General features: G+C 41.2%; 14 protein-coding genes. 7 read left to right on the forward strand and 7 right to left on the reverse strand.

Annotation, left to right across the window (positions count from 1 at the left end):
- Positions 1 to 451: 451 nt before the first annotated feature.
- Complete coding sequence (locus tag RGE70_RS14160) at positions 452 to 982, forward strand: hypothetical protein (RefSeq protein ID WP_375087858.1); 531 nt, start codon at positions 452 to 454, stop codon at positions 980 to 982.
- 232 nt (positions 983 to 1,214) lie between these two features.
- Here the strand turns inward: RGE70_RS14160 and RGE70_RS14165 are convergent, their stop codons facing one another.
- On the reverse strand, positions 1,215 to 4,385 hold the full coding sequence (locus tag RGE70_RS14165) for an EAL domain-containing protein (protein ID WP_375087859.1): 3,171 nt from the start codon (positions 4,383 to 4,385) through the stop codon (positions 1,215 to 1,217).
- Positions 4,386 to 4,639: 254 nt separating this feature from the next.
- On the reverse strand, positions 4,640 to 5,398 hold the full coding sequence (locus RGE70_RS14170; protein ID WP_310472088.1) for a TetR/AcrR family transcriptional regulator: 759 nt from the start codon (positions 5,396 to 5,398) through the stop codon (positions 4,640 to 4,642).
- 243 nt (positions 5,399 to 5,641) lie between these two features.
- On the opposite strand from RGE70_RS14170, the gene RGE70_RS14175 reads away from it, so the two are divergent.
- The 4 genes from RGE70_RS14175 to RGE70_RS14190 all read left to right on the forward strand — a co-directional run bounded on the left by RGE70_RS14175 (position 5,642) and on the right by RGE70_RS14190 (position 12,032).
- Complete coding sequence (locus tag RGE70_RS14175) at positions 5,642 to 6,244, forward strand: thioredoxin domain-containing protein (RefSeq protein ID WP_310472089.1); 603 nt, start codon at positions 5,642 to 5,644, stop codon at positions 6,242 to 6,244.
- 8 nt (positions 6,245 to 6,252) lie between these two features.
- The gene (locus RGE70_RS14180) at positions 6,253 to 6,864 is read left to right on the forward strand and encodes a disulfide bond formation protein B (protein ID WP_310472090.1); all 612 of its coding nucleotides are present in this window, start codon (positions 6,253 to 6,255) and stop codon (positions 6,862 to 6,864) included.
- Between the two features lie 803 nt (positions 6,865 to 7,667).
- On the forward strand, positions 7,668 to 9,473 hold the full coding sequence (locus RGE70_RS14185) for an aryl-sulfate sulfotransferase (protein WP_310472091.1): 1,806 nt from the start codon (positions 7,668 to 7,670) through the stop codon (positions 9,471 to 9,473).
- A 753-nt stretch (positions 9,474 to 10,226) separates the two neighbouring features.
- Entirely contained in the window at positions 10,227 to 12,032 is a 1,806-nt protein-coding gene (locus RGE70_RS14190) for an aryl-sulfate sulfotransferase (protein WP_310472092.1), read from the forward strand.
- Positions 12,033 to 12,450: 418 nt separating this feature from the next.
- Here RGE70_RS14190 and RGE70_RS14195 read toward each other — a convergent pair whose 3' ends face one another.
- Entirely contained in the window at positions 12,451 to 13,248 is a 798-nt protein-coding gene (locus RGE70_RS14195) for a TetR/AcrR family transcriptional regulator (protein ID WP_375087860.1), read from the reverse strand.
- Between the two features lie 333 nt (positions 13,249 to 13,581).
- Here RGE70_RS14195 and RGE70_RS14200 point away from each other — a divergent pair, with 333 nt between their 5' ends.
- Positions 13,582 to 15,348, forward strand: a complete 1,767-nt coding sequence (locus tag RGE70_RS14200; RefSeq protein WP_310472094.1) for an aryl-sulfate sulfotransferase — start codon at positions 13,582 to 13,584, stop codon at positions 15,346 to 15,348.
- 145 nt (positions 15,349 to 15,493) lie between these two features.
- Positions 15,494 to 16,480 (forward strand): porin, encoded by a 987-nt coding sequence (locus RGE70_RS14205; protein WP_310472095.1) that lies wholly within the window; start codon positions 15,494 to 15,496, stop codon positions 16,478 to 16,480.
- Between the two features lie 136 nt (positions 16,481 to 16,616).
- Here RGE70_RS14205 and RGE70_RS14210 read toward each other — a convergent pair whose 3' ends face one another.
- The 4 genes from RGE70_RS14210 to RGE70_RS14225 all read right to left on the reverse strand — a co-directional run bounded on the left by RGE70_RS14210 (position 16,617) and on the right by RGE70_RS14225 (position 19,842).
- Positions 16,617 to 17,021 carry a ribosome recycling factor family protein gene (locus RGE70_RS14210; RefSeq protein ID WP_310472097.1) on the reverse strand — a complete coding sequence of 135 codons (405 nt, stop codon included), beginning with the start codon at positions 17,019 to 17,021 and terminating at the stop codon, positions 16,617 to 16,619.
- Positions 17,022 to 17,244: 223 nt separating this feature from the next.
- On the reverse strand, positions 17,245 to 17,934 hold the full coding sequence (locus tag RGE70_RS14215; RefSeq protein ID WP_310472098.1) for a TetR/AcrR family transcriptional regulator: 690 nt from the start codon (positions 17,932 to 17,934) through the stop codon (positions 17,245 to 17,247).
- Between the two features lie 347 nt (positions 17,935 to 18,281).
- A complete protein-coding gene (rihA, locus tag RGE70_RS14220; protein ID WP_310472099.1) occupies positions 18,282 to 19,241 on the reverse strand; it encodes a pyrimidine-specific ribonucleoside hydrolase RihA in 960 nt (319 codons plus the stop codon).
- A 202-nt stretch (positions 19,242 to 19,443) separates the two neighbouring features.
- Positions 19,444 to 19,842, reverse strand: a complete 399-nt coding sequence (locus RGE70_RS14225) for a cupin domain-containing protein (RefSeq protein WP_310472100.1) — start codon at positions 19,840 to 19,842, stop codon at positions 19,444 to 19,446.
- Between the last annotated feature and the right edge of the window lie 100 nt (positions 19,843 to 19,942).

The following is a 19,942-nucleotide window of genomic DNA, read 5'->3' on the forward strand; positions in this document are numbered from 1 at the left end:
TTTTCAAGTGCTTTTCGATTTATGGGTAGTTTGTGCCTTTAGAAAAAACATTAACTTGATACTTCTCTATTTGAATCTGTAAACATTTCCAAAAATAAACTCAAATAAAACACCGATACTACAAAAAAACAGAATAATAGATATTTATCACAAATAAGAACAATCTAAACAGCTGCAACTTCTCAACAAAAATAATTTAAATTATTCTTACACCGATGACATTTAACGCCACAGCTAGATTATAGCGATTAGGAAAAGCATGGCCGATTTATATAACAGAATATTCGAGTGCCTAGATAACCTTTATGACAATGACAGCTTATTTAAATTATCTATAAATATTATTGCCAATAAAACTGGGATAGCAAAAGGCACTCTTTATTCAAAGTTTTCTAATGAACATGACTTTTACATTCTGCTTTTTAATCGCAATTTAATTAGGTGGGCAGTCGTGGCTAATCGATACTCATGCTGCAATAATTTAAACCCCAAAGAGCAGATATTATCTCTGTTTACATTCACCTCATCAAAACAAGAGTACTCTAAAATTGACTGCGACATGCAACACTTTGCACTGTCTGACACCTTTATTAATCATGCGTCACACCAGTATGCACATGAAACAGCTATGATTTTCAAAATGATAAAATCATCAAATCGTCACTTTATGCAATCACTAACCAGTAATGGCTATGTCAGTAACAACATCGATGAAATAACAGAAGCCCTAAACAACATGAGGCTTTATGAGCGTGGGTTTTCACTAAATTTTAGAAACAAAAACATAATGATGCCAATTTGTGATGACAAACAACAGTTTTACAAATTTATTTGTGCGCAAATCAATAGTCTGCAGTGGAATGTTGATTTCGATATCGACACAGACAAAGTTATTTCACATTGCAACACCAGTGCTAAAGAGATAATTCAAGAAACGTCATACTCTGAAGAAATAAGTAAAATCAACTCCATATATAACTAAGGTAACTCTAATTAAAAGCGATGTTTTTATGGTTTTTACTTGAATTAAATTACAAAAGTAACACATTAATAGCGACACTATAATTGACAACAATGTCGTGAATCATATATTTAAATGTAATACTTTATCGCGTTGTAATAGCATAATTTAATCATCAACAATAAAGTATTCAAGAGTCACTAAAATTACTCTACACAGTAAATGTGGTTAATGAGCTAAGCTGTTAGCATAGTTAATTTAACCAAGCTGCGTCAGGCACCCATTGTATATTCCAAAGCGGAATATCTTCAGCAGGCATGGGCCGAGCAATACCGTAACCTTGTGCAAGCATGCAACCCATCGACATCAACTGGCTACCATGCTCAATACTCTCAACACCTTCTGCTATCACTTCAAGATGGAAAGCTGATGCTAGACTAATCACCCCCATAACAATCGCACGATCATCAAGATCAACTAACATATCGCGTACAAAGCTTTGGTCAATTTTCAACATGCTCGCCGGTAAACGTTTAAGGTAAGTCAGTGAGGAAAAGCCAGTACCAAAATCATCAAGCGCAAAACTCACCCCTATATCAATACAAGCTTGCATGGTTGCTAATACTTGCATCATGTCAGCTAAGCCATTAGTTTCTAGAATTTCAAGCTCGAGTAAATGCGGCGGCACCGTTGGGTGCAAGGCTAACGCCTCTGACAGCTTAGTCACAAAATTTTGATCTTGTAGTTGGTATGCATCAATGTTGACACTAACGGGCAGATCTAGATCAACCGTCTGCCAGTCTGTCATCTGTGACAACGCATTATTAATCACCCAATCTCCTAACACTAAACTAATAGGGTGCTTATTAATTACGGGAAGAAACTCACCTGGCAACAGTAACCCTCGGTCAGGATGCTGCCAACGGATCAAGGCTTCACAACCAATGACAGTGCCCGTCTGCATATTCACTTTAGGTTGGTAGTAAAGTACAAACTCATCTTGTTCAATACCGCGCCTAATGCTTTCAATAACCTCATGCGTACTTTGTATATCTTTACTCTGATTAATATCGAAAAAATGATACCGATTCTTGCCAGTCTGTTTAGCACTATACATGGCCTGATCAGCATGGCGGATCAACTGATCTGCACTGACATTATCTTGAGGATATAAAGTCACACCAATACTGGCCGACACCAGTAAGCTATTATCTCCAGACTTAAACGGCGAACTCGCTGCTTGCAACATACGACTCAGCACCAGCTTACAATCTTCTAAATTATCTAGATCAACCAATAGTGCCACAAACTCATCGCCACCAATTCGTGCCAATGTGTCACTCTCGCGTAATGTTTCACTCATCCGCTTGGACAGCATAATTAATAGATCATCACCGACATCATGGCCGTAGGTATCATTAATCGTTTTAAAACCATCTAAGTCGAGGTAGGCAACGGCAATAAACTGCCGACGCCGTACACTCTGATTCATGGCTTGTAGCAATCGGTCAGATAAGACAATCCGGTTGGGTAAATCGGTCAGCGTGTCGTAATGGGCAATGTGTTCTAGCTGCTGCTGATGTTGCTTCATTGAAGTGATATCTGAAAACAACGCGACATAGTTTTTAAGCTTGCCATTCGCGTCTGAAACGGCGCTTATGGTAATAAGTTCCGCAAATATTTCGCCGGTTTTACGTTTATTCCAAATCTCGCCAGACCATTGCTTTTGGTTTAATAGCGCGCTCCACATGCTGTCAAAAAACTCGCGAGAATGGCGACCTGACTCCAAAAAACGCGGGTTGGTACCAAGCACCTCTTCACGGCTATAACCTGTAATGCTACTAAAGGTGTCATTAACATCAATAATGTCACCAGCGGCATCACATATCATGATGCCCTCACGCGCATGGGTAAACACACTTGCAGCAAGTTTTAACTTATCTTCAGTGGCCTTGTTTTCAGTAATATCACTCCACTCAATAATGCGCGCAGGCTGCCCTTTATAGATAATATGCTTACCATTAATCGCTAGCGGATATTCAGATTTATCTTTTCGCAGCCCAACAACTTCATCACGAAAGCCAAAATCGTCGAGCGCATTCTGTAACAGCCCTTCTTGATGTTCAGGTGTAACAAGGTTAACACTGCGCATACCTATTAATTCTGCATAGCTATATCCGGTAATATTGGTTAGCCCAATATTACACTCTAGGATCTCTCCTTCATCATTATGGATAATTATTCCGCAACAAGTAGCCTCGCTCAACGCTTTAAACCGTTCCTCACTGTGCAGTAACGTTTTTTTAGTTTCAGCTAAGTAGCGATTAAAACGGTGCAAATAAAAAGTAATTGACGTGGTTAATAGCACTAAAAATAGCGCAACACAGAGTATGATCCATATCCACCTGGGGATAATAGGCGGACTAGGGTCGTAAATAAAGCCGTCTAGTTCAGCCACACTTTCAACCAAATCCGCTTTAACAAACGTTCCCGCCATATGTTGCCAACGTTCAGGGTTCATATGCCCTATTTGGACTAAATCTGGGACAATTAACTTACGCATTTCGTCAGCTTCAAACATTAAATGTTCGCGTGTTTTGCTCGTGCTATATTGCTCTAAAATCAGCTCAATGATCGCATCTGGATGCTGCATCGCATAACGCCAACCTTTAAGGCTAGCGCGCCGCATAGCTGCGACACGCTCAGGGTTCTTGTCTAACTCAGCCTCTGATGTAAACAAAATATCACTATAAAAATCTACGCGATAAGTCACAGGGTCAATAAAGTCATAAGCAATGCCAAGTTGGTCTAAAATGTAAGGTTCATTCGTTATATAAGCATTAAAAGCATCAACTTCACCTTTGATAAGGTCATTTAGATCATAACTACTCGGCACAATATCGAGCTGCAACAACGACACCCCCTCATTAACTAGCATTGTTAAAAAGTCTGCATCTTGATTTTTATTAGCAAGCATCACCTTTTTGCCAACAAGATCGTGGGCAGAGTGAATATTGGTGCTTTTAAGTGAAAGTAATATCGAAGGGGAATGTTGAAATACCGTTGCCAGTGCAACTAACGGCTTGCCTTGTAATCGCTGGAACAGGATCTCACTGTTGCCCACACCATACTGAGCATTACCAGATAACACTTCAGTAACAGGAATATGCGAAGGGTCGCCTGCTTGTATACGCACATCAAGGCCTTCTTCTTGATAATACCCTTGCTCAAGCGCAGCGTAGTAACCCGCAAATTGGAATTGATGATGCCAACGTAACTGAAGATTAACGGTATCGAGCGCGGTTTCAGCTCGTACAAAAGAGGGGGAGATGCAAAGACAAACCAATATCAGAAACGGCAACCCACTTATCAATGCTAGCATTGATGTAAAATCCCTTTTCCATGAAAATATATCAGTCAACATCCTGTAAACCTTATGCTTAGAATACATAAAACAACGCTTAAAATGCAGTCAAACTCGCATTTGTAGCCAATGCTAATGCGTGCCACCCCAAAGCAAACACTTAGCATTAAGTGTATGCAACAGCAGTGGATCTCGCCATAAAACTTACTATGCTAATTTTTTAAATTTCACAAAATAACGTGCAATTATTCACAGTTAGAAACTGCTTGCACGCAGAATAAACAAGCTAAGAAGGGGGATTGACAAAAAGCAGTCTAAAGCTCTATCGGGTATTTAAGTGACTCAAATAACAAGTCAAAATGCTGCTGGTTAGTATTATTGGTGTCTAACAATGGAAAAATAGTTTTCAGCATATTTGGATATGACAATGCCGGACATTTTTCCTTCCACCTAAGCAAGTTAACCTGCCGGCATATGGCATTAAAGGTTGGGCGAGCATCATTATCATAACCAAATTGGCGCAAAAACTTATTTTGTCCCATAACGACAGCCCCACGTTGTAAGGTCATCAACATGAACATACATTCCACAATATCTTCTTTATTAGACTGCAGATCCCCGTCATCAATCGCTTGCCGCCACATAGCTTCATTATTCTCTTTCATCGCAAAAAATACTGCCTGCATATTGCCAATAAACTCAGGGCTAGCAAATTGATGGATCTGCGGATTTGCGGCGGTAAAGTTGAGACACAAGTCTCCCTTTTCGGCCGTAAGACATCGCATAGGATCAAGCATACTTGTATAGATGATTTTTTCTTTATTCGATAAAGCCTCAGATGACGATATCAATCTTACTTTTTGCTGAAGCATATTAATATGACGGATAAACAATGCCGTCACAATATCTTCTTTATTATGAAAGTAATTATAAAGAGTTTTGGTGGAACACCCCGCAAGGTCAGCAATAGTAACAAGCTTAAATGAGCACATTCCTTGCTTTTTTATAACCACTTCCGCTTGTTCTAAAATATTGCTAACAACGCAGGATGGGTTTAGTAAATAGTTATTCATCAGTTACTTATACAGGTTACCTTCTTTATATTGTGCCACACACCGAACACATATTAACCAGTAAATTTAAGGTAAAATTAAGATTTGTGTTCAACATTATAAAACACATACTTTTTGAGCACCCGATCTACAATGATGGAAATAAAACGTTTCCATCATTGTAAAGTTTGATCACAACCTGCCCCATCACTCACCTGTATGATTAATCAATTAAAGTACACTGTTAATCATATCGAGGCCTACATGAAAGTTAAATTAACCACCCTAGCTGCAGCACTATTTATGACATTTACTGTATCTGCTGCTGAAGTTATTAAAATTGACACGCCAGCACTAGATAACACAGTGCAAAAAGTTTACTCAGTTTACTGCCCATTCTGCTACAAGTACGAAAAAGCCGTAACACCAAACCTAGTTAAAAACTTACCTGCAGGCGCAACTTTCCAAGCTATTTGTCTTGAAAACAAAGGTGAGCTAGGTGTTGAATCTTGCGAAGTATTAGCTGCTGCTGACACTATCAGCCACAAAAAATACAAACAAGCAAAGCTTGCTATGTATGCTGCAGTGCATGATCAAAAACTTAAAAATGTTAAAGGTTCAACTGCGGTAAAAGGTGACTTAGCTGCAATTGGCCTTAAGGCTGCGGGCATGTCTCAAGCTGAGTTTAAAGCTGCTCTTGCTTCTCCAGAAGCGCAAGAAAAACTAGCTTACGACCGCACTATCGCGTTAACCATCGCTAAGAAAAAAGGGATCCCAGCCATTGTTGTTGGCGGTAACAAGATGATTGATACCAGCACAATCACTTCACTCGCTAACCTTGATGAAACCATCAAAAACAACCTTTAAGGTAAACTATGATTACTCAATTTAAACAGTGGATAGCCGATCTTAAAGCTAACCCGTTAGCGACATTAGAAGCGACACAAGAAGGACGCGCAGTTTGGGCTGTTATGGCCTGTGCTTGTGTATTCTTGCTGGGGTCAGCAATGGGTTACTTCCAGTGGTTCCTTGCAATGGACCCATGTGAAAACTGTGTTTACATCCGTTTTAGCCAGTTCTGTATTTTAATTGCTGGCATCATGATGATCATTGCGCCTAAAAATATAATCATCAAAGTGCTAGGTTTAGTACTTGCTTGGTACGGCATTGTATACGGTATGGACAAAGCCATTGTATTGTCAGGCCAACATGTTGCGTCACACGCTGCAGATGCTGGACTGGACTTGTTCCAATCTGGCCAAGGCGCGAATGCTTGCTCACTTGAGCCTACATTCCCGTTAAACCTGCCACTGCACGAATGGCTACCTTATGAATTCGCACCAAGTGGTATTTGTGGTGAAGACGATTGGTCACTGTTTGGCTTGAACATGGCTCAGTACTGCATTATTAGCTACTGTGTGTTTATTATTTGTGCGCTACCACTAACCATTGCGTTCATTACTAAAACACTTAAAGGCAGTAAGTAGCCAGTATATGGCGATTAACTTTATAACCATGCATGTTTGCGCTGGCTAGCATGCACAAGTTATAGCCTTGCAGGTATGCTTAAATAGATAATGCTATGGCTCGAGTTTAATTTATAACCTCGATAATTGGGTTGTTCACTCACCCGGACAACTCTTTTAAGTGTTATCTACCAAGGCCCGTATTAAATTTAATACGGGCCTTTTTTTGTCTAAATATAGACCATTAATTGCAATTTAAATAACGCCAACCAACGCAGATTAAATTAAAATACCGCTATTTACTTAAATTAATACTTATATCGACATTTAAACAACATACATATGACCATACTTTTAAGCGCTTCTGATTATTATATAAAATAGTTTAATGTGATATCTATTAATTAAACAAATACATCAACACAGCCATTAACCACTGCCACTAAACACATATAACACTCTCATTAAAAACACTATTTACTATCAAAGCAAAACCCGCCACGACTCAAAAATACGTTTTCCAAGAGTTACTCCACAAATATATAACCCAAAAAAACTCAACTTTAAATTTATGTGCGATTACACACGCGTAACGGAAATGATTCATTTCCTTTGATGGAAAGTTTCGTCACAACTCAGTTTAACTCTCACCTATATGATTAATACCAAGCAAAGTTAAATGATTTTTAATAAAAGCTTAATGAATGAGTGCGGGGTTAACCCGTTTGATGAACAACAAACTATAAATTTGGGCGTTATTTTTCATGTACCAACATTAAAAGTAACGCATTAATTGTTATTTTAATTACAATAGGTTGATTACTATGTTTGCTAAAAAACTGCTCGGAATTGCCATTCTTTGTTCTATCGGTTCTATGGGTATCGCCTCTAACGTTAATGCATCCGCATTAGGCATGAAGCCAACAACAGGCCCAAATGAGCCATTAGGCTACATTATTCATAATCCATATGAAAACGCCCCGCTCACTGCTGTTGTGACCCTAAACAACCATGAAATTAGTGATGTAACGGTAACTGTTCACGCTAAAAAAGGCGGTGTTCCAATCACTTATCCAGTGGGTGATGTAAGAATTATCGATGAAGGCGGCGTACCAATTTTTGGCCTTTACGCTGACTACATGAATAAATTCACCATTAAGTGGACTGAAAACGGTAAACGTAAGTCTCACGAATACAAAATGCTAACTCCTGACATTGACATGGGCTTCTCGCAAAAAAACTGGGCTAAAGCCCCCACAGCCGAAGTGATTAAAGTTGACCCTAAATTCAAAGACAGATTGTACTTTGTTAACTGGACTAACGCTGATTCAAAAACTAGCTTAATGATGCACAACAACCCTGATGCACCAGGTGCATTTTCTTGGGATGGTGCTCCAGGTTACATGATTTTCGATACAGCTGGCGACATTCGTTGGTACATGAACCCATATACTACGCATGATTCAAAAGACTATGAAAATGCCGGTTATGCAATGGGCATGAACGTTACCGACAAAGGTAATATGGTATGGGTGCAAGGCCAAGGCTGGAAACACATGACGCTGATGGGACGTATGATCAGCGAAAACAGCTTACCTGGTTTGTACTCTGATGCTTCCCATGAAGGCATTCAAATTGAAAACGGCAACATGCTTATTCGTGCTGCACGTAAAGACTACAAACGCCCAGACGGTATGGTAGTAAATACCGTTCGCGACCAAATTATTGAAGTCGATATGAATGGCCAATTGGTTGATACTTGGGACTTAAACAAAATTTTAGACCCTATGCGTGACGCCGCCTTGCTTTCGCTTGATGCCGGTGCAGTTTGTCTTAACATCGATATCAATCAAAAAGGGCATACTAAGTCTGCTGAGGAAATGGCAAATTCACACATGGGTGATATTCACGGCGTCATGACTGGCCGTAACTGGGTTCACGTTAACTCAGTCGATTACGACCCTGTTGATGACTCCATCATTATCTCATCGCGCCACCAGTCAGCCGTGATTAAAATTGGTCGCGATAAAAAAGTAAAATGGATTTTAAGTGCAAGCCGCGGCTGGACTGGTGAGTTAGCTGATAAAGTGCTTAAACCGGTTGAAGATGGCAAGTTACTTAAATGCTCTGACGCAGGTGTTTGTGAAGACACAAGCTTTGACTACACTTGGACCCAACACACTGCCTACAAGGTTGATGAAAAAGGCACTTACACAGTATTCGATAACGGTGATGGTCGTAGTTTAGAACAACCTGCTATCCCGACCATGAAGTACAGCCGTGCAGTTGAATACAAAATTGATGAAGACAACATGACGGTTGAGCAAGTTTGGGAATACGGTAAAGACGAGCTAGGTTATGAAGGTTACAGCCCTGTTACCTCAATCGTTAAGTACCAAGCTGATAAAGACTCTATGATGTCTTACTTTGCTTCAGCAGGTCTATTTGGACTAGGTGGTGGTTACGGTAACCTTAAAATGGATGACACCACAGGTAAAGTGAAGTCAATTCTTGTAGAACATGAATACGGTAAAACAGAGCCAGCGGTTCGTATCGATATTCACAGCCACGCTATGTTTGCAACCGGCTACCGCGCACAGGTTATTCGTGCAGCAGACATGCTTAAATAGTTAGCACTGTAGTAGTCGAGGTTTAATTTTAAACCTCGACAAAAGGCCTCGACCACCACCCGTTCGAGACCTTTTAGTGTTACCTAGTAAGGCCCACATAAAATTATGTGGGTCTTTTTTTGTGCAATCAACCGTGAACGTCACCTCTGAATACCTTGTATTTTTGTCATTGAGCACAGCAACTCAACAGGTAACAGGTTTTAGCGTTATTCACGTTATCGTTTAGGCAATGGTTCACCGTACTTTCTGTCAACTATCGAACTCAATATTAAAAATATAATAACTAAAGCTGATCACTAGAAAAGATAGTTTAAACCGACAATTCAATTCTTTGCATTACATCCCCCATGAGTTACAGCTACACAGACAGCAAAAATTAAAAAAGCTAATTCAACCCTACAAATTTAGCGCAAACAAACTCAGCGTAATTCACAAAAATCGCAAAAACGTGACTTTAACAACGAGAAAAAACCGTCATTAGGTAGGATCAACATTAAAAATTATGTGCTATTTAACGCGAACAATGGAAACAATTCATTTCCATTACCGGAACATATAGTCACATTTAACTACATTCACTCCCTATAACATTAACACCAAGCAAAGTTAAACGGCTTAAGTAATAAGTGCGGGGTAGCCCGCTTGATGAACAACAAAACATTAAATTTAGACGTTATTGAACATGTATCAATACACGTATCAATATTAGACGTAACGCATTAATTATTATCTTTAACATAATAGGTGAATGATATGTTTGCAAAAAAACTACTTGGAATTGCCATTCTTTGTTCTATCGGTTCTATGGGTATCGCCTCTGACGTTAATGCATCCGCATTGGGTATGAAACCTAAAACAGGCCCAAATGAGCCATTAGGCTACATTATTCATAACCCATATGAAAACGCCCCGCTCACTGCTGTTGTGACCCTAAACAACCATGAAATTAGTGATGTAACAGTAACTGTTCACGCTAAAAAAGGCGGTGTTCCAATCACTTATCCAGTGGGTGATGTAAGAATTATTGATGAAGGCGGCGTACCAATTTTTGGTCTTTACGCCGGCTACATGAACAAGTTCACCATTAAGTGGACTGAAGACGGTAAACGTAAGTCTCACGAATACAAAATGCTAACGCCTGACATTGACATGGGCTTCTCGCAAAAAAACTGGGCTAAAGCCCCTACAGCCGAAGTGATTAAAGTTGACCCTAAATTCAAAGACAGATTGTACTTTGTTAACTGGACAACTGCGGATTCAAAAACGGGATTAATGATGCACAACAACCCTGATGCACCGGGTGCATTTTCTTGGGATGGCGTGCCAGGCTACATGATTTTTGATACTGCCGGTGACATTCGTTGGTACATGAACCCATACACCACGCATGATTCAAAAGACTATGAAAATGCCGGTTATGCAATGGGCATGAACGTTACCGATAAAGGTAATATGGTTTGGGTGCAAGGCCAAGGCTGGAAACACATGACGTTGATGGGACGTATGATCAGCGAACATAGTTTACCAGGTCTGTACTCTGATGCTTCCCATGAAGGTATCCAAATTGAAAACGGCAACATGCTTATTCGTGCTGCACGTAAAGACTACAAACGCTCAGACGGCATGGTAGTAAATACCGTTCGCGACCAAATTATTGAAGTCGATATGAATGGTCAATTAGTTGATACTTGGGACTTAAACAAGATTTTAGACCCGATGCGTGACGCCGCCTTACTTTCGCTTGATGCCGGTGCAGTTTGTCTTAACATCGATATCAATCAAAAAGGTCACACCTCTTCAGCTGAAGAGATGGCGAACTCTCATTTAGGTGATATTCACGGTGTCATGACTGGCCGTAACTGGGCTCACGTTAACTCAGTCGATTACGACCCTGTTGATGACTCCATCATTATCTCATCGCGTCACCAGTCAGCCGTAATTAAAATTGGCCGCGATAAAAAAGTAAAATGGATCCTCGGCGCAAGTCGTGGCTGGACTGGCGAATTTGCTGACAAAGTGCTTAAACCGATTGAAGATGGCAAGTTACTTAAATGTTCTGATGCTGGTAAGTGTGAAGACACAAGCTTTGACTACACTTGGACCCAACACACTGCCTACAAAGTTGATGAAAAAGGTACTTACACAGTATTCGATAACGGTGATGGTCGCTTCCTAGAGCAACCTGCTCTTCCAACAATGAAATACAGTCGCTCCGTTGAATACAAGATTGATGAAGACAACATGACGGTAGAACAGATTTGGGAATACGGTAAGGACGAACTAGGCTATGAAGGCTACAGCCCTGTTACCTCAATTGTTAAATACCAAGCTGATAAAAACTCTATGATGTCTTACTTTGCTTCATCTGGTTTATACGGACTCGGTGGTGGTTACGGTAACCTTAAAATGGATGACACCACAGGTAAAGTGAAGTCAATTCTTGTAGAACATGAATACGGTAAAACAGAACCAGCGGTTCGTATCGATATTCACAGCCACGCTATGTTTGCAACCGGCTACCGCGCACAGGTTATTCGTGCAGCAGACATGCTTAAATAGTTAGCACTGTAGTCGAGGTTTAATTTTAAACCTCGACAAAAGGCCACGACCACCACCCGTTCGAGACCTTTTAGTGTTACCTAGCAAGGCCCACATAAAATTATGTGGGTCTTTTTTATTGTGCTTAACCTTCCAAATACCGCTAAGCATTTTGCAGTTAAGTCCGCCAACAGATGACTGACAGCAAAAATATTCGGCGGCAATTTATTATTCACAGCGGTTTGAAAAGATCTCATGCAGTTGCAACGACCAATAACAGGGTCAACCGCGACGGGCAAAGGCTTGACGTAAGGTATTGTTAACACCATTGGGATTTAACTACGACAGCGTATTAAGTTAGCATTACTACTGGAATAATAACGACATGCCCTTAAATTCGCTTTATTGTTGCGGCCCTACTACTAAAACCACAAAGCAACTAAAGCTCAATTTTATCTTTTAGTGACTCCATCGGTAACCCATAGTGCTCAAGGTTCATACACTTTACCTCTAATAATGGCGTCAGCACTTTAATCATATTTGAATAACACAATGCAGTGCACGGTGTCTGCCAATCAAGGGCGGTTACTAGTCCGCACATTGAATCGAAGGTCGGCTCGATATTATTATCGTAGCCAAATTGACGTAAAAATTTATTTTGACCAATAGCAACAGCGCCTTTTTGAATACCTCTGAGCTGCGCAATACACTTTAAAATATCTTCAGGGTTGGAGTGCAAACAGGCATCCTCAACCGCTTTTTTCCACATGTTTTGCGTATGCTCTTTTATCTCCAAAAAAATGACTTGTAGGTTACCAACAAACTCAGGACTGACAAAATTATAGATGTACGGGTTAACCCCTAAAAAGTTAATGCAAAAATCCTCTTCTTCTGCCGCCCAGCACTTCATAGGGTCGTACATCATCGAATAAATGATTTTCTCTTGATGTGACAGTGACTCGTCATCGGAGATCATATTAATCTTTACGATGATGTCGTTAACGTGCTGAATAAATAAAGCGACAACGATGTCCTCTTTTGAGCTAAAAACGTTATACAGAGTCTTAGTAGAGCAACGACACCGTTCAATAATTGTCGATATTTTAAATGAACAAAAACCTTGTTCTTTTATCACAATTTTAGCCTCATTAAGAATCGTTTCGACGACAGAGGATGGGTTAAGCAAGTAATTATTCATAAAAAAATCATCTATTTCATCATGCATATAGATTGGCATAACTCATCGGTTTTTATACTAATAATGTTCAGTTGTGATTATTGCTTTGTGAGCAGTACGGCAAAATTATCATTACCGTCGATAGCGTCTTATTTACTCAGTTAATGTGCGTCAGCCCCCGTTGAACGGAAAGGAGTTGTTCCTCGCCTTAGATTAGTTGCTCACAAACAAAAAACCGCCCCCCCTATATGATTCACCTCAAGCAATAGCAACTGTTACCCGCCTTGTTTACAGGCATCAAAACCCGGTTAATCACGCGGTGTCTGAGCGGTGTATAACGCCTAAAAAAGGTGGGTAAGTTGCACATTTAACATTCAATGTAGGGATATCTCAATGAAAAAAACAATTTTAGCCCTTGCACTTGCTGCAACCGCACTTTCAATCGCTGGTCCAGCTACTGCAGGCAAATTCAATGCTATTAAGCCTCCACCAGCACAAGGTCAGCTAGGTTCAGTTATTGTTAACCCCTACGGGCTCGCACCACAAACCGCAGTTATCGATTTAGGCGGCTATGAAATTGACTATGCCGAAATCATTGTTCATGGCAAAGGCAAAAATGGCGTTGATATTGAATATGACGCGCATAGAGAAACCATTCTCAACCATAACGGTATTCCTGTTTTTGGTCTGTATGCTGATCACGACAACCAAGTGACGGTGAAGTACGAAAAGAACGGCAAAAAAATCGAAGAAACCTACTCTATCTGGACATTGCCACAGCAAGGTGGCGCAGTCGTTAACGGCGTTAAAGCTAACTTCCCTGAAGTGAACGTGAAAAAAGTCGACCCTGAATTTAAAGACCGCCTCTATTTGATGAACTACTTACTCCCCGTACCCGGTTCTTATGATGTCAGCTGGAAAGGCGGAATGGGTGCAATGGAATGGGACCGTTGGTCATTTGTGTACGTGCTCGATACTGAAGGCGAAACGCGCTGGGCACTCGACACTAAAATGCTACATAACGTAAAAGAACTCGACAAGCGCGGCATTATGATGGGCTTCCACCAAGAAGAAAACGGTGATTTAGTCTTTGGTCAAGGTCAAAAAATCTATCGTATGGATATGTTTGGCAAAATGATCTTCGAGTGGGATCTACCGCGCGGGTATCAAGATTTCTCGCACGACATGAAAACCATGCCAAACGGCCACTACCTAGTTCGTGCTGCTAAAACCGATTACTTGCGTAAAGACGGCAAACGCGTCCATACCGTACGAGACCATATTTTAGAAATGGATCAAAATGGCAAACTAGTCGAAGTGTGGGACCTAAACAACATTCTCGACAACATGCGTGATGACCTACTGATCTCACTCAATGCAGGTGCGGTTTGTCTTAACATTGACCAAGAAAAAATGGGTAAAAAGGCAAAAATTGAGCCAGACGCTCCTTTTGCTGACATCCCAGGTGTTGGCGCGGGTCGTAACTGGGCACATGTAAACTCAATTGATTATGACGCCAACGATGACTCCATCATTTTGTCTTTACGTCACCAAGGTAACGTTAAGATTGGCCGCGATAAAGAAGTGAAATGGATCCTATCGCCTAAAGCAGGCTGGACCGGTGAATTTGCCGATAAAGTACTGCAACCTGTTGATGCAAATGGCAAAGAAATTAACTGTACTGACAAAGGCTTATGTAAAGATAGTGACTTTGACTTTACCTATACACAGCACACTACATGGTTAACGGGGAAAACCTACAAAGATGGCAGCATTGGCGTGTCTTCATTCGATAACGGTGACGGACGCTATATGGATCAGCCAGCACTGGCAACCATGAAGTACAGCCGCGCAGTTGAATACAAAATCAATGAAGACGATATGACCGTTGAGCAAATCTGGGAATACGGTAAAGACCGCGGTTTTGATTGGTACTCAGTTGTGACCTCAAACGTAAGCTATGAAGCAGACAAAGATACCATGTTTACTCTGTCAGCTAACACGCACTTAGGTACCAAGGGACGTCGCTCTGGCGGTACCCTGAACGAAATAAAATACGGTACTCAAGACGTAGCGGTTGAAATTGACTTTTTATACCTAATGCCACGTAACGCAGCCTACCGCGCCGTAGTTATCCATCCTGATAAAGCGGTTAAGTAATGAGTTAGCGGGCGGTGTTACTGCCCGCTAATTTTAAGCAAACCGTCTCATCCATAGCGGTATTTACGGATTTATCGTGACGTACAAACAATAATTAATCGCGTAAGCCACCTCCTGTGTAGGTGGCTTTTTTTGAGGGAAAAACATGAAACTAAACTACTTAGCAATCGCGTGCCTTATCGCTTCGGCTTCTCCGCTTACCGTACTTGCAGAATCTTTTAATAATAATTTTTACGGTGAAGCCCAAGGCCAGTCAACATGGCAAACCGGCAAAGACTACCAAACCGAGGTTCAACAACTTAAAGCCGGCTTGTCTGGCTTATATAAAACCGACAACCTAAAAGTAAAATACGACGCTGAAGCCCAGTACTCAGACAACTTTAGTGACCGTGGGTATGATGATATTGAAGTTACCATTGCCCGCGCTATCTTTCTAACCAATTACGGCGCGGTAGTTGTCGGTAAAGGGTATTCCGGCGTTTACAGCGAAATTTACCAGCGCGTTGACATTCACCAATCCAACAATGCAGAGCTGGCCAGTTCAAATAAAATGTTGTGGGATCAAGTAACCTACACCGACAATATTTTTGCCTACGCTACGCCTAAGTTTGACTTAGCCAGCGGTAAAATTAAGTTCGTTGCAGCTATCGTGTCATTAAAAAATGATAACGGCTCCGATGGCGATGTTCTGTCAGCGCGTATTGTTTACAACTCTAGCTCATTTAACACCAGCGCCGGCTATGTTCGCGTTGATAAAAGCTACCCCGCCGTCGACAAAGAAAATGACTATGAGCGTTTCTCTATTGGTGCCGATTACCAGCTTGGCAATGTTACTGTGGCAGGCCTAGTGGAATTGAACGAGCATGCATTTTCTAAAAACGAGAACACCTATGTTGGTGCGGTAAAATATCGACTCAACGACTTTGATTTTGGCGTGTCATACCAACACAAAACCTATACCGACGAATGGAAAGATGACAGCCAAGCATTATTAATTGGCAGTGTTAACTACCACTACAGTAAGGCATTATCGTTTTTTGTTGAGGCGTCTTTCTTTGATGATGCGCCGACAACTTACGGCGACACTTACTGTGAAGACACAGTCAATATCGGGTTTAATTTTAAGCTGTAAACTCTCATCACACTCTGACCACAATACAATAAGCGCAACAGGTTAACGATTCATCTTGAGCGTTAACCTGTTGCATTGTTTATGGGTCCTGTCACTCTATATCGCAAAAGCATAAAGGGCCATTAGCTCTTTTAACCTACCAATTATCAGCGTTAAAGCGGGCCATGCGGGCTTGTGCAAGGGTGCAGTCACTGAGATGAATAAGCTCAGCCAAAGTGATATTAGGGTTTTGATTTATTAATCGCTCCAGCTTCGCCGATAGCGGTTCTAATTTGTCGGCATGGGTCAGTAAGGCGGTTTCAATTTTTTTAATTAAGTAATGGTATTGTACCTGGTCCTGCTCTGGTAACTGAGCAGCTTTTAGCTGACCGCAAAATGCATGAACTTTAAGAGCCTCGCCTAATAACTGCCAATGCCTTGAACGTCGTACACGTTTGAGTTCGCACTGATGCAACTTAGCAATACTTTGAGCCTTAATAACTTTGCTCCTACCGAGCCTATGTATTAAAGAGGGAAGTGAAATACAGATATCATCATTCATGCTGTGGTCAATAACAGGCTACTTTGCGCCTATTAAAACAAGCAAACCGCAAAAACTCAACTGACAATAACGCCACTATTGCGTAATAGCCCACAACTAATTCAACTAAAGCGTTTAAACAATGACACGATAAAAACAGCAAAGGCCACTCTTTTTTTGCTGACCGGGTAAACTAAATCAAGCCTGCTGAAATAAGCACCAAAGTCGATATGATTGACATACGCTATACAACGTCATCATAAAACGGACGCCCTTTTAAAATGCTTTTGATTTGTTCATCTATCTGCGTTGCTGGTGTACTTATTGGTTTCGCCCACTTTAATAGTGCAATGCGCTCAATCATACGCTGTAAAAAATAAAATGGGTCGATTTGCCCCATTAAGTCGTCAAGGCCAGCATTAGTTAGGTTAATGATTGCGCCACGCTCAATGGTCAATAAATCGATCACTGCATAATTAATCTCAGCATCTGTGGCCGTTAATTCACCGGTTAATCTGGCATCTTTTAAATAATTAATGGGCAAGGTATGGATTTGTTTTAACTGCCGCTTCATACACTCGACGGTGTCTGGCTTTGCGCGTTTCCATAACTGCGGATTAGATGGAAGAAACCGAACCCCATTACCGGTAATATTCTGCAAATTTGCATATACTGAATAACAAAAATAGATGACACACTTGTCTGCAGTACTAAGGTCTGTAGAGTTATCAAGGCTAATGCCCACCAAGATCCGTTTATCTGCTTGGTGATTGAAGATCTCCACCAATAACTCGTCTTTATTAGGGAAATGGCCATAAACCGTCGATTTTGAGGTTGGAATAACATGCGCTAACCCTGATAAAGAAAACTGCACAATCCCTCGTTTAGCAATCTCTTGTTCTGCCGCTTGTAAAATACTATTACGTACATCCATTGTTGGCTCTCCATTCAGTTCAGCCTAATTATATCGATGCACTACAGCATGAATATGGCTAACCCTGCATTTATCATCATTTTTACGCAATTAACACTCACACTGTGACCGACTTATTTATTTTGCTTTCGCTTTACTCGGTATTTATTGGCATTAGGGCTTTCAATAACCCACTAAAGCGTTTTGTATCAGATATTTATTTAAATATAACGTCATGCGGCACTTAGAAATAATTTTAAAAGCCTAAGGTGCATGGCGTAATAAAGACAAATTAACCGGCAAATAAAATAGAGCAAGTCACTTAAAGGCTATGATTAAGCCTGCAGTCACTTACTCACTATACATGCTTAATCTTGGTTATAAGCCGTGAGGCACTCAACAATTAAATCAACAAAACCTTCTCGGTCCAGATCACTAAGCACCTGAGTATTATGTGGGCGGTCAGTTAACTGGTAACGGTCAACAACGGTCATACCTTGGGTATACTCACCTTTAGTTTCCACCCCAACCCAACAGTCATATGACGTAAACAATTCAGGCTTAAGCAGCCAAGCAATGGTACAAGGGTCATGTAATGGTGCGCCTTCAAAGCCCCACTTAGGGTCGCGATGATAGATCATAAAGAAATCCAGCAGCTCGGCCACACACTTAGCCACATGATTGGGGATTTTACGGATGCGCTCTATGTCTTCATCCATAATTTGCGCTTGGTGAGTTACATCTAAGCCACACATCGTAATAGGAATACCCGCTTTAAACACCATGTCTGCAGCTTCAGGATCAACAAAAATGTTAAATTCAGCCGCGGGAGTCCAGTTACCGGCAGCGGCGGCGCCCCCCATTAATACAATACGGCTAATTTTGCAGTGCAGCTCAGGGTAAGTCGATAAAAACAAAGCAATGTTTGTCAGTGGTCCTGACGGCACCAGAGTAACAGGAATGGCACTGGCACGTACTTTTTCAGCAATTAACTCAATAGCGGATTGCGCTAAGGGGGCAAAGCTAGGCTCGGGTAACTCAGGGCCATCGAGGCCACTTTCGCCATGTACATTATCAGCGATAATAAGTTCACGCGCCAACGGCTTAACCGCCCCACCAGCGACAGGAATATCGGTGCGGTTCAACATGGTCAAAACGCGCAAGGCATTATGCAATGTTTTATCAGGAGTTTGATTACCCGCACTGGTTGTCACCGCTAACGGAGCTAATTGATTACTGCTTAGCGCCAGAATAAGTGAGATAGCGTCATCGTGGCCCGGATCGCAATCGAGAATAATCGGCCTTGGGGAATGAGCGATGTTTGACATGGTTAAACTCCACTAATGGCATAAAAAATAAGATGAATTGCTATTACAAAAGCTGACCGACAGCCTAATGATTTGACCGCTAAAAAACTGTGACCAAATGATAGATTTACTATCCCGTTCGGTCATATCGGTTCGTATTAGCCCCAGGGCTGGTAAGTAAACCGGGTTGCAACTAAAGCAAACAGTTGACTAATCACCTTCTTTAACGCGATACAGTTGCAACCCAAGGTCCATCAACATCAATTGGCTCTGCATCACCTGGCCAAGGCGGCATGGTTATCGCAACAGCTTGCAGTGGACTTGAGCCAAAAGCTCTAAACTGGAAATGGGTATTTGACGGAATAGTTAAACACACGCCGGGCGCCAAATTTACCACCTCTTCTTTGCCCTCGGCCATACGCCACATCTCACCTCGCCCAGCCACAATATACCAAATTTCATCGACCGTTCGGTTAGCCGATGGAATTGAAGTTTGCTCGCCGGCCAATTCAAAGTGCGCCATGCTGCCACCGTCTAAAGTTAATAGAACCCGCACATCTGAACCGTCGGGTGCGATAACATCACGTGTTGTAGGGAGTAGTTTGGTGCTAAAATTTGTCACTATTTGCCTCAATTATTTGTTATTTTTTATTAAATTGAGCACTTACATCAAGTGCTGGTGCCTTTCGTTACCCGATTAAAAGCTGGCAGGCTCGTGCATT

This window comes from Shewanella youngdeokensis, assembly GCF_033180165.1.
Taxonomy (GTDB): domain Bacteria; phylum Pseudomonadota; class Gammaproteobacteria; order Enterobacterales; family Shewanellaceae; genus Shewanella; species Shewanella youngdeokensis.